This window comes from Streptomyces sp. NPDC001594, from assembly GCF_042893675.1.
GTDB lineage: Bacteria > Actinomycetota > Actinomycetes > Streptomycetales > Streptomycetaceae > Streptomyces.
In genome coordinates, this window is record NZ_JBIAVB010000018.1 from 160,638 (window position 1) to 173,029 (window position 12,392).

Genomic DNA, 12,392 nt, shown 5'->3' on the forward strand with positions numbered 1-12,392 from the left:
CGTAACCCGATCGCCACGCGGGCGTTCCCCGGCAATATGCCCGCGCCGACCCCTGGATGTCCCGTGCCCCGGTTCAGCGTCATCGTGCCCGCGTACAAGGTTCAGGCGTACCTCCAGGAGAGTCTGGACTCGGTCCTGTCCCAGTCGTACCCGGATCTGGAGCTGATCGCGGTCGACGACGCCTCGCCGGACGCCTGCGGTTCGATCATCGACGAGTACGCGGCCCGCGACCCCCGCGTCACCGCCGTGCACCTGGCGCACAACCTCGGCCCGGGCCCGGCCCGCAACGCGGGCCTGACCCGGGCCACCGGCGACTACCTGGTCTTCCTCGACGGCGACGACACCCTCGCCCCGGGCGCCCTCCAGGCCGTCACCGACCGGCTCAAGGCCACCGGCTCGCCCGACGTCCTCGTCTTCGACCACGCCCGCGCCTCCTGTACCGGCGAACTGGTCCCGGGCGGCCTCGCGCACCGGCTCTCCGAGGAGGGACCGGCCAGCTTCCGGCTCGCCGACCGGCCGGCGCTGCTGGGCACGCCGACGGCGGTGTGGAACAAGGCGTACCGCCGCGAGTACGTGGACCGCGAGGGCCTGGAGTTCCCGCCCGGCTTCTACGAGGACGTCCCCTGGACCTTTCCGGCGCTGCTGGCCGCCGAGTCCGTGGCCGTCCTGGACCGGGTCTGCGTGCACCACCGGCAGCGGCGCACCGGCTCGGTCCTGACCACCACCAGCCGCCGCCACCTCGACGTCTTCGACCAGTACGACCGGGTCTTCGGCCACCTCGCGGGCCGACCCGAACTGGAGCGCTGGCGCCCGGCGGTGCACCGGCGGATGGCCGAGCACTTCTGCGCCCTGTACGCCGACCCCCGCCGCCTCCCCCGGGCCGCCCGGGCCGAGTTCTTCGCCCGCGCCTCGGCCCTGCTGCGCCGCTACCGCACCCCGGGCGGCGTCGGCGCCCTGCCGCCGTCGCCAGGGCGCACCGACCGGCTGCGGCACGCCCTGATGCGGCTCGGGCTGCGCCGTACCCACCGGCTGGCGTCGGCGGTCCGCGCGGCGGCCCTGGCCGCGGCCCGGGCCGGCACGGCCCTGCGGCGGGGGCTGCGCGAGAGCGCCCTGCGCCTGCACTACCGGATCCAGCGGCTGCGGCCCCTGCGGCCCGAGCTCGCGGTGTTCTCCACGTACTGGCACGGCGGCTACGCCTGCAACCCGGCGGCCATCGAGGCCACCCTGCGCGAGCTGGCCCCGCACATGCGCACGGCCTGGATCTGCGACCCCCGGCACACCGCGACCCTGCCGCCCGAGACGACCCCGCTGAAGCCGGGCTCGGCCGCCTACTGGACGGCGCTGGCCCGGGCCACGTACCTGACGACGAACGTCAACTTCGACCGGGGGCTGGTCAAGCGGCCGGGCCAGGTCCTGCTCCAGACCCAGCACGGCACCCCCCTCAAGCGGGTCGGCCTCGACCTCCAGGACCGGCCGGCCGCCGCCCCCACCACGGACTTCGAGGGCCTGCTGCGCGGCGCCGACCAGTGGGACTTCCTGCTGTCCGCGAACCGGCACTCCACCCTCGTGTGGGAGAAGGCCGTGCCCGCCTCGTACACCACCCTGGAGTACGGCTACCCGCGCAACGACCCCTTCCACCGGGCCACCCAGGACGAGGTCGTGGCCCTGCGCGAACGCCTGGGCATCGCCCCGGGCACCACCGTGATCCTCTACGCCCCCACCCACCGCGACTACCGGCGCAGCCGGCCCGAGCACCTGGACTTCGAGCGGGTCCTGCGCGACCTGGGCCCCCGCTTCACGGTCCTGGCCCGCACCCACCTCACGTACGCTGGCACCGAGCGGGCCCGGGACGTGCACCCGAGGCTGCTGGACGTCTCCGACCACCCGTCGGTGGAAGAGCTGTGCCTGGCCTCGGACGCGCTGGTCACCGACTACTCGTCCCTGATGTTCGACTACGCCTCCCTGGACCGGCCGATCGTGATCCACGCGGACGACTGGGAGGCGTACGAGGCGGCCCGCGGCACCTACTTCGACCTGCGGACCTGCCCGCCGGGGGCGATCGCCCGGACCGAGGACGAACTGGTCGACATCTTCTCCACCGGACACTGGCAGGGCTCGCGCTCGGCCCAGCTGCGGGCGGCGTTCCGCGCGCGCTTCTGCGCGTACGACGACGGGTACGCGGCCGAGCGCGTGGTGCGGCGGGTCTTCCTGGGCCAGCAGGCACCGCTCCCGGCGGTCGTCCCGCCGGAGGACCGCCGACCCGCGCCCCCGGCGCCGTCCTCGGCGCCGGCCCCGGCCCGCACGCCGCTGACGGCGGGCCTGTGGCCCTGAGTCAGCGCAGGGTGAGCGCGGTCTCGGCCAGGACGTGGGTGAGCTTCTCGGGGTTGCGGACGTAGTAGAGGCCGGTCACGCGGTCGCCGTCGATCCGCATCGCCATGATCCCGTCGAGCTCCCCGTCCAGGTGGGCGACGAGGGCCGGGCTGCCGTTGACCACGGTGGGGGCGAGGGTGAGCGGCAGCTTGTTCTTGCCGATGCCGCCGAGGAGGAAGCGGGCCACCTTCTCGGCACCGCCGATCGGGCGGAGCGCGGCCTGCTTGAGGCCGCCGCCGTCGCCGATCAGGACCACGTCGGGGGCGAGGACCTCGAGGAGGGACTGCGGGTCCCCGGTCTCCACGGCCCGCAGGAAGGACTCCACGGCGGCGGAGGCCGCGCTGCGGGGGACGCTCTGGCGGGGACGGCGGGCGTCGACGTGCTTGCGGGCCCGGTGCGCGATCTGGCGGACGGCCGCCGGGGTCTTGTCGACGGCGGCGGCGATCTCCTCGTAGCCGAAGTCGAAGACCTCGCGCAGGACGAAGACGGCGCGTTCGGTCGGCGAGAGGGTTTCGAGGACCAGCATCATCGCCATCGACACGCTCTCGGCGAGCTCGACGTCCTCGGCCACGTCGGGTGCGGTGAGCAGCGGCTCGGGCAGCCACTGGCCGACGTAGGCCTCCTTGCGGCGCTGGAGGCTGCGCAGCCGGTTGAGGGCCTGGCGGGTGGTGATGCGGACCAGGTAGGCGCGCTGCTCGCGGACTTGGGCGAGGTCGACGGCGACCCAGCGCAGCCAGGTCTCCTGGAGGACGTCCTCGGCGTCGGCGGCCGATCCGAGCATCTCGTAGGCGACGGTGAACAGCAGGTTGCGGTGCGCGACGAACGCCTCGGTCGCCGGGTCGGTGGTGTCGGTGGTCTCGGGGGTCATGTTCTGCTGCCTCTCCTTCGCGGCCGGTCGGCCGGGGTGTCCTCGGATGCGGGCGGCGCCCGGTCAGGCGGCCTGTTCGAGGGCCGTGGGGGCCTCGGTGCGGCCGGCCGCCAGGATCTTGCGGCGGGTGGCTCCCGAGGCCTGGTGCATCGTGTAGCCGCCGGGCTCGCGCGCCTCTCCCGACAGGTGCTTGAGGATGCCCTTGCAGACCAGTTCCTTCAGCTTCGCGCCGAGGCGGCCGTCGACGTGGAACCACACGGCTTCATCGGCCCTGCTGGCGAACTGGAAGATGCCCTCGCCCCGGCCCAGGCTGATGCACTGCCCCGCGAAGCCCTGGCTGAGGTGCGCCGGCCGCTCCCCCGCGATCCGGCTCAGGACGGTGTCCGCGGCCCGCGCACCCAGCGGGATGGCGGCCTGGCAGCTCATCCGCGGCGGCAGGTTCGAGGGGGCGGCCGAGTCCCCCGCCGCCACGATGCGTTCGTCGTCCACGCTGGTCAGGGTCTCGTCCGTGAGCAGGCGGCCCAGGGCGTCGGTGCGCAGCCCGCTGCGCACGGCCAGGTCCGGCACGCCGAAGCCCGCGCTCCACACGGTGACCGCGCTGGGCAGCTCGCGGCCGTCGGCCAGGTGCACGGCGTCGGCGGTCACCTCCGTCACCCGCGCCTTCGGGCCTTCGAGGACCCGCACCCCGAGGGCCGCCAGCCGCCGGGCCACCGCGCGGCGGCCGCGGGCGTGGAGGTAGGGGCCGAGGACCCCGCCGCAGGCCAGGGTGACGGCGCGGCCCTCCTCGGCCAGTTCGGCGGCCGTCTCTATGCCGGTCGGGCCGCCGCCGACGACGGTCACCGGGGCCTGCGGGGCGGCGGCCTCCAGGACCGGCCGCAGCCGCCGCGCCTCCTCGAAGGTGGCCAGCGGGTAGGCGTGCTCGGCGGCACCGGGGACGCTCGGGTCGGCGCTGCCGCTGCCGACCGCGTACACGAGGTAGTCGTAGGGGGTGGTGGCGCCCGAGGCGAGCTCCACCGCGCGGCCGGCCGCGTCGATCCGGGTCACGCTGTCGACCAGCAGCCGTACGCCGTCCGCCAGCACCTCGCGGTAGGCCACCACCGCCGGGTCGGTGCCGCCCGCCAGCTGGTGCAGGCGGACGCGGTGCACGAAGTCCGGGCGGGGATTGACCAGGGTGACCGCCACATCGCCGCGCCCGCTCAGGCGGTTGGCCGCCATCACGCCCGCGTAACCGCCGCCGATGACGAGGACTTCGGTGCTCTTGCCGCTCATGGTCTCTCCTCCGGTGCAGTGGTCCGCCCCTCCGGGGGGGCGACCACAGGACACCGAAGCCCACCCCCCTGTGACAGGGTGTGGGCCGGATCACATCGGCGGGGAGGTCAGCCGGTCTTCAGCCCGGCCACGACGGAGCGGGCGAGCTGGTCCAGGTGCTCGCCCTTCACGGCGTCGCCCACGACGACCTGCCGCCAGTACAGGGGGCCGATCGCCAGGTCCAGGGCCCGCTCGGGGGAGGCGGAGTCCGCCAGCTCGCCGCGGGCCACGGCCTCGGCGACGATCCCCTCGGCCAGCCGGCGCTGGCCGTCGAGGAGGGCCCCGCGGACCGCGTCGGCGATCTCCGGGTTCCGCGCCGCCTCCACGAGGAGGTCGGGGATCACCGCGGAGGCCACCGGGTGGCGCAGGACGTGGGTCATCACCTCCAGCAGGGCGCGGACGTCCCCGTAGAGGGAGCCGGTGGCGGGGACGGGCAGGCCGTCGGCGGCGAAGGCGCCGATCAGGTCGAGGACCAGGTGCAGCTTGGACTTCCAGCGCCGGTACACGGCGGTCTTGCCGACGCCGGCCCGGCGGGCGATGCCCTCGATGGACATCCGGGCGAAGCCCGCCTCCGCCAGTTCCGCGAGCACCGCGGCGCGGATCGCCTCCGTCACGTCCTCGCGCAGGACGGCCGCGCCCGCGGGGGCGCGGCGGGCCGGGGCGGGGGCGGGCGCGGAGGCGGGGGCCGGGGCGGCGGCAGGCTCGGTGGTCATGCACAGAGCATAGCCGCGGACGCCGCCACTGACCCGTCACGACGATACGGTTGCGTTCCGTCCCAGGGACCCCTAACCTCGCCGTAGCGACGATACGGACCCGTCCCGTCGCCCGGCCCACCCCCGCACCGCGTACGGGGAACCCCTCGGGGCGCCCCCGGCCGACGACGCCCCGACCCGTCGAAAGCGAAGCCCGTGACCCGAGCGACCTCCGCGCCACCCGCCGCGCCCCCCATGACCGCCGCGGAACTGGCGGCGGCCCACGGCCTGACCCTCAGCGGCGCCCGCCCCTCCCTGCCCGCCTACGTCGCGCAGCTCTGGGACCGGCGCCACTTCGTGATCGCGTACGCCACCGCGCGGATGCAGGCCACGTACAGCACGGCCAAGCTCGGCCAGGTCTGGCACCTGATGACCCCGCTGCTCAACGCGGCCGTCTACTACTTCATCTTCGGCCTGGTCATGCACGCCAGCCACGGCGTACCGGACTACCTGCCGTTCCTGATCACCGGCGTCTTCGTCTGGGACTTCATCGGCAGCTCGATCAACACCGGCACCCGCGCCGTCCACAGCAACCTCGGCCTGGTCCGGGCCCTGCACTTCCCCCGGGCCAGCCTGCCCCTGTCCTCGGTCGTCCAGCTGTTCCAGCAGCTGCTCATCACCATGGGCGCCCTGGTCATCCTGCTGCTGGCCTTCGGGCAGGTCCCCTCCCCGGCCTGGCTGCTCGCCGTGCCGTCCCTCTTCCTGATGGCCGTCTTCTGCTCGGGCTGCGCCATGGTCATGGCCCGCATCGGCAGCAAGAACCCCGACGTCAGCCAGCTGATGCCGTTCGTGCTGCGCACCTGGATGTACTCCTCGGGCGTGATGTGGTCCATCGACACCATGCTGCGCTCGGACCACCTGCCGCACTGGGTCATGCTCCTGCTCAAGCTCAACCCGGCCGCCGTCTACATCGACCTGATGCGCTTCTCCCTCATCGACGGCTTCAAGGCCTCGCAGCTCCCCCACCACGTCTGGCCGATCGCCATCGGCTGGGCCCTGCTCGCCGGCATCGGCGGCTTCGTCTACTTCTGGAAGGCAGAGGAGGAGTACGGCCGTGGCTGACACCCTCACCCGCACCGGCGCCACCCCCGGCACCGCCGCCGACACCCGCGTCCCCACCGTCATCGCCGACGAGGTGCACGTCGTCTACAAGGTGAACTCCGGCACCCGCAAGGGCGGCGCCACCGCCGCGCTCAGCCGGATCTTCTCCCGCAAGCCCGCCCCCGGCGTCCGCGAGGTCCACGCCGTCCGCGGCGTCAGCTTCACCGCCTACAAGGGCGAGGCCATCGGCCTCATCGGCACCAACGGCTCGGGCAAGTCCACCCTCCTCAAGGCCATCGCCGGCCTCCAGCCCGTCGCCCGCGGCGCCGTCTACTCCCACGGCCAGCCCTCCCTCCTCGGAGTGAACGCCGCCCTGATGAACGACCTCACCGGCGAACGGAACGTGGTCCTCGGCGGGCTCGCGATGGGCATGACCAAACAGCAGATCCGCGAGCGCTACCAGGACATCGTCGACTTCTCCGGCATCAACGAGAAGGGCGACTTCATCTCCCTTCCCATGCGCACCTACTCCTCCGGCATGGGCGCCCGCCTGCGGTTCTCCATCGCCGCCGCCAAGGACCACGACGTCCTGATGATCGACGAGGCCCTCGCCACCGGCGACGCCGCCTTCCAGCGCCGCAGCCAGGCCCGCATCGAGGAACTCCGCGCGCGGGCCGGCACCGTCTTCCTCGTCAGCCACGCCATCGGCACCGTCCGCGAGACCTGCGACCGGGCCATCTGGCTGGAGTCCGGCGTCGTCCGCATGGACGGCCCCTCCAAGGAGGTCTGCGACGCCTACGAGGCGTTCACCCGCGGCTGACGACAGCGCGAACGGGCCGGGCCCGGAACCCCTCGAAGGGGTTCCGGGCCCGGCCCGTTTCCGTCCGCCCGCCGACTAGACGTGCGCCCGCAGCAGCGAACGCATCGTGCGCATCGCCACCGACAGGTTCGCCAGGTCGAAGTCGTCCGAGCTGCGGATCTCCTCCAGCGTCGTGCGCGCACGGCCGATCAGCGCCGCGTTCTTCGCCTCCCACGCCTTGAAGCGCTCCTCGGGAGTCGCGTCCGCGTCACCCACCGACAGCACGTCCGCCGTCAGCGCCGCGTGCGCCGCGAAGAGGTCCTCGCGGATCGAGGCACGGGCCATCGACTGCCAGCGGTCCGACCGCGGCAGCTCGATGATCCGGTCCATCAGCTGCGTGATGTCCAGCCGGTCGGCGAGGTCGTAGTACACCTCGGCGACGGCCAGCGGGTCCACGCCCGTCCGGTCGGCCGTGGCGACGATGTCCAGCGTCGGGAAGGCCGAGGAGAACCCGGCCACCTTCGCCGCGAGCTCCGAGGGCACGCCCTCGGACGTCAGCTCGTCCATCACCGACTGGTACCACTCCAGGTCCGCGCCGCGCACCAGCTTCGGCAGCTCGGCCCAGACCTGCGCCACCCGCGCGCCGAACAGCTCGACGGTCTCGGTGATCTGCAGCGGCTGCGGCCGGTTGTTGAGCAGCCAGCGCGTACCGCGCTCCACCAGGCGCCGCGAGTGCAGCCGCACCCGGGTCTGGACGTCGGCCGCGACCTTGTTGTCGAGGGCCTCGACCTCGTCCCACACCTCGGCCAGGCCGAAGATCTCACGGGCCGACAGCTGCGCCCGGACGATCTCCTCCAGCGAAGCCCCGGTCTCCTCCCGCAGGCGGTGCAGGAAGGTCGAACCACCGGTGTTGACGGTGTCGTTGACCAGCAGCGTCGTGATGATCTCCCGGCGCAGGGCGTGCGCGTCGACCTGCTCCGGGAACTTCGCCACCAGCGCGCCGGGGAAGTAGGCGTGCAGCAGACGGCGCAGGTACGGGTCGTCCGGCAGCTCGGTGTGGATGAGCTCGTCCGCCACCGTGATCTTGGTGTAGGCGAACAGGACGGCCAGCTCCGGCTGGGTCAGACCGCGGCCGGTGTTCAGCAGCTCGCGGATCTGCCGGTCGTTGGGCAGGAACTCCAGCTGGCGGTCCAGCTGCCCGTCACGGCCCAGGCGGCGCATGAAGCGCTGCTGCGCGTGGAGCAGGCTCGGCGCCTGCGCGGAGGCGTTGGCCAGGGCCGTGTTCTGCGCGTAGTTGTTGCGCAGGACCAGGTGACCGACCTCGTCCGTCATCTCGGCCAGCAGCTTGTTGCGCTGCTTGACGGTCATGTCGCCCTCGGTGACCAGGGCGTTCAGCAGGATCTTGATGTTCACCTCGTGGTCCGAGGTGTCCACGCCCGCGCTGTTGTCGATGGCGTCGGTGTTGATCTTGCCGCCCTCGCCGCCGGCGCCGCTGCGGGCGAACTCGATACGGCCCAGCTGGGTCAGACCCAGGTTGCCGCCCTCGCCGATGACCTGCGCGCGGACGTCGGCGCCGTTGACGCGGATGGCGTCGTTGGCCTTGTCGCCGACGTCGGCGTGCGTCTCGGCCGTCGCCTTCACGTACGTGCCGATGCCGCCGTTCCACAGCAGGTCCACCGGGGACTTGAGGATCGCCTGCATCAGCTCGGCCGGGGTCATCTTGGTGACGCCCGCCTCGATCCCGAGGGCCTCGCGGACGTGCGCGTTGACCGGGATGGACTTGGCCGTACGCGGGTGGATGCCGCCGCCCGCCGACAGCAGCGCGGTGTCGTAGTCCGCCCACGAGGAACGCGGCAGCTCGAACAGGCGCCGGCGCTCGGCGTACGAGGTGGCCGCGTCCGGGGTCGGGTCGATGAAGATGTGCCGGTGGTCGAAGGCGGCGACCAGGCGGATGTGCTCGGAGAGCAGCATGCCGTTGCCGAACACGTCACCGGACATGTCGCCGACGCCGACGACCGTGAAGTCCTCGGTCTGGGTGTCGTGGCCCAGCTCGCGGAAGTGCCGCTTGACCGACTCCCAGGCGCCGCGGGCCGTGATGCCCATGCCCTTGTGGTCGTAGCCGGCGCTGCCGCCCGAGGCGAAGGCGTCGCCCAGCCAGAAGCCGTAGGACTCGGCGACACCGTTGGCGATGTCGGAGAACGTCGCGGTGCCCTTGTCGGCGGCGACGACCAGGTAGGTGTCGTCCCCGTCGTGGCGGACCACGCCCTTGGGCGGGACGACCTCGCCCGCGACCATGTTGTCGGTGATGTCCAGCAGCGCCGAGATGAAGATCTTGTACGAGGCGATGCCCTCGGCGAGCCACGCGTCGCGGTCCACGGACGGGTCCGGCAGGTTCTTCGCGACGAAGCCGCCCTTGGCGCCGACCGGGACGATGACGGTGTTCTTCACCATCTGCGCCTTGACCAGGCCGAGGATCTCCGTACGGAAGTCCTCACGCCGGTCGGACCAGCGCAGACCGCCTCGGGCGACCTTGCCGAAGCGCAGGTGGACGCCCTCGACGCGCGGGGAGTACACCCAGATCTCGAACGCCGGGCGCGGGGCCGGCAGGTCCGGGATGGCCTGCGGGTCGAACTTCATCGACACGTACGCGTGCTGCTCGCCCGCGTCGTTCAGCTGGAAGAAGTTGGTCCGCAGGGTGGCCTTGATCAGCGTCAGGAACGCCCGCAGGATGCGGTCCTCGTCCAGCGAGGCGACCTGGTCCAGGGCCCCGTCCAGCTCCTCCAGCATGGCGTCGACGAGCTCGGTGCCCGCGACCTGGCGGCTGGGCGACATCCGCGCCTCGAAGAGGGAGACCAGCAGCCGGGTGGTGTGGACGTTGTTGCGGAGGGTGTCCTCCATGTAGTCCTGGCTGAAGGTGGAGCCGGCCTGGCGCATGTACTTGGCGTACGCGCGCAGGACCACGGCCTGCCGCCAGGTGAGCCCGGCGCCCAGGACCAGGGTGTTGAAGTTGTCGTTCTCGGCCTCGCCGGTCCACACGGCCGCGAAGGCCTCCTGGAACCGCTCGCGGGCGTCGTCGCCGAGGTAGCTGTCCCCGTTGCCGGTGGACAGCGGCATCCGCAGGCCGAAGTCGTAGATCCAGGCACTCACCCGGTCGCTGCGGCGCAGCTCGTACGGGCGCTCGTCGGTGACCTCGACGCCCAGGCGCTGGAGGACCGGCAGGACCGCGGACAGGGAGATCTGCTCGCCCTCGCGGTAGATCTTGAAGCGGCGCTCGCCCGGGCCCGCGCCGACGGGCTCGTACAGCGAGAGCGCGAACTCGCGGTCGCTGGCGGACAGCCGCTCCAGGTGGCACAGGTCCGACACGGCCATGCGCGGCGTGTGGTCGGCCTTGTAGCCCTCGGGGAAGGAGCCGCTGTACTTGCGCAGCAGCTCGGCGGCGCGCTCCTCGCCCAGCTCGGCGGTGAGCGCCTCGGCGAAGCCGTCGGCCCAGGAGCGGGCGGCCTCGACCAGGCGGGTCTCGACGCGCTCGACGTCGGCGTCGGTCAGCGCGGGCAGCTGGGTGCCCTGCGGGACGCGGACGACGAAGTGGATGCGGGAGAGGACCGACTCGGTGTTCCAGGCGGTGAAGTCGACGCTGGTGCCGCCGAGCTCCTCCTTCAGGATGTCCATCAGGCGCAGCCGGACGCCGGTGGTGAACCGGTCGCGCGGCAGGTAGACCAGCGCCGAGTAGTAGCGGCCGTACTCGTCCTGGCGCAGGTAGAGCCGCAGCCGGCGGCGTTCCTGCAGGTACAGGACGGAGGTGGCGATCTCGCGGAGCTTGTCGACCGGGGTCTGGAACAGCTCGTCGCGCGGGTAGGTCTCCAGGATCTGGAGCAGGTCGCGGCCGTCGTGGCTGGACGGCGAGAAGCCGGCGCCCTCCAGGACCTCGGCGACCTTGCGGCGGATCACCGGGACGCGGCGCACGGACTCGGTGTACGCGGCGGAGGAGAACAGGCCGAGGAAGCGGCGCTCGCCGACGACGTTGCCCTCGGCGTCGAACTTCTTCACGCCGACGTAGTCGAGGTAGGACGGGCGGTGCACGGTCGCGCGGCTGTTGGCCTTCGTCAGCACCAGCAGCTCGTGCTCGCGGGCCTTGGCGCGGGCGTCGGCCGGCAGCCGGTTGAAGGACGGCGAGACGGGGTGCGCGTCCTCCTGGCCGTGGTGGACCGGGTCGGAGCGCAGGATGCCCAGGCCGGTGCCGGGGACGGCCGTGAGGGCGTCGCCGTCGACCAGGTTGTACTCGCGGAAGCCGATGAAGGTGAAGTGGTCGTCGGCCAGCCAGCGCAGCAGCTCGCGGGCCTCCTCCAGCTCGTACTCGCGCAGGTCCGGCGCGGTCGGCTCGTTCGGCAGCTCGTCGGCGATGCGCAGCGCGGCGTCGCGCATCTTCTCCCAGTCCTCGACGGACTCGCGGACGTCGGACAGCACGCGGCGCAGGTCGTCGGTGATCTGCTTCAGGTCGGCGCGGTCGGTCTCGCGGTCGATCTCGACGTGGATCCACGACTCGACGAGGGAGTCGTGCGGGCGCGCGGTCTTGGGGCCGTGGGCGTCGCAGTCCGGGCCGAGGATCTCGATCAGCTTGCCGGTGACGTCACGGCGCACGACGACCTGCGGGTGGATCACGACGTGGATGCCGCGGCCCTGGCGGGACAGCTCGTTGGTGACCGAGTCCACGAGGAAGGGCATGTCGTCGGTGACGACTTCGACGACCGAGTGGCTGGAGGTCCAGCCGTTCTCCTCGACTGTGGGGGTGTGCACGCGCACGTTCGCCGTGCCCTGCGGGCGGTTCTCCGCCAGCCGGTAGTGGGAGAGCGCCGCACCGAACACGTCGACCGGGTCGCGGTCCGCGAGGTCCTCGGGGGCCGTGTGCAGGTAGTAACGCTGGAGGTAGGCGAGCGTCGCGCCCTGCCCGGGGTGCTCCCCTTGCTCGGACCCAGTCGGAAGTAGCCCCCCGGCCGGGCTGTTCTCAGCTACCCGTGCCGCCCGCGCGAGCAGCTCGGCCTTTGCTTCGTCCAGCTTGGTCTGCATGTCCTCTGGCTCCTGTCGCGCGCCATTGCGTGACGTAGGTGAAGGAAGGAATGACAAAGCGCCGAACGGAACATCCGTCCGGTTGCGACGCAGTGTCGTCGGGAGAGCCGCCCGGGAGGGCTTCGACCATGATCGACAGGTCCCGGCGGCGGGGATCAGCGAGGGCCCGGGCACGGACGTGCGCCGGGCG

General features: G+C 72.5%; 7 protein-coding genes. 3 read left to right on the plus strand and 4 right to left on the minus strand.

Features of this window, described 5'->3' with window-relative positions:
- Positions 1-36 precede the first annotated feature (36 nt).
- Positions 37-2,331, plus strand: a complete 2,295-nt coding sequence (locus ACFY0O_RS31030; RefSeq protein WP_388952777.1) for a CDP-glycerol glycerophosphotransferase family protein — start codon at positions 37-39, stop codon at positions 2,329-2,331.
- Position 2,332: 1 nt separating this feature from the next.
- Here the strand turns inward: ACFY0O_RS31030 and ACFY0O_RS31035 are convergent, their stop codons facing one another.
- The 3 genes from ACFY0O_RS31035 to ACFY0O_RS31045 form a co-directional block, all read right to left on the minus strand.
- Positions 2,333-3,238, minus strand: coding sequence for an RNA polymerase sigma-70 factor (locus ACFY0O_RS31035; protein WP_388952780.1), 906 nt, complete (start codon positions 3,236-3,238; stop codon positions 2,333-2,335).
- 63 nt (positions 3,239-3,301) lie between these two features.
- Positions 3,302-4,507: an NAD(P)/FAD-dependent oxidoreductase gene (locus ACFY0O_RS31040; RefSeq protein WP_388952782.1), complete on the minus strand. Its 1,206-nt coding sequence runs from the start codon at positions 4,505-4,507 to the stop codon at positions 3,302-3,304.
- A 107-nt stretch (positions 4,508-4,614) separates the two neighbouring features.
- Positions 4,615-5,259, minus strand: a complete 645-nt coding sequence (locus ACFY0O_RS31045) for a TetR/AcrR family transcriptional regulator (protein WP_388952785.1) — start codon at positions 5,257-5,259, stop codon at positions 4,615-4,617.
- A 234-nt stretch (positions 5,260-5,493) separates the two neighbouring features.
- Between ACFY0O_RS31045 and ACFY0O_RS31050 the strand changes: the two genes are divergently transcribed.
- Positions 5,494-6,360, plus strand: coding sequence for an ABC transporter permease (locus tag ACFY0O_RS31050; protein WP_388952832.1), 867 nt, complete (start codon positions 5,494-5,496; stop codon positions 6,358-6,360).
- The gene (locus tag ACFY0O_RS31055) at positions 6,353-7,159 is read left to right on the plus strand and encodes an ABC transporter ATP-binding protein (RefSeq protein ID WP_388952788.1); all 807 of its coding nucleotides are present in this window, start codon (positions 6,353-6,355) and stop codon (positions 7,157-7,159) included. Before ACFY0O_RS31050 ends, ACFY0O_RS31055 begins: the two co-directional genes overlap by 8 nt.
- A 75-nt stretch (positions 7,160-7,234) precedes the next feature.
- Here the strand turns inward: ACFY0O_RS31055 and ACFY0O_RS31060 are convergent, their stop codons facing one another.
- Positions 7,235-12,202 carry an NAD-glutamate dehydrogenase gene (locus ACFY0O_RS31060; protein ID WP_388952790.1) on the minus strand — a complete coding sequence of 1,656 codons (4,968 nt, stop codon included), beginning with the start codon at positions 12,200-12,202 and terminating at the stop codon, positions 7,235-7,237.
- Between the last annotated feature and the right edge of the window lie 190 nt (positions 12,203-12,392).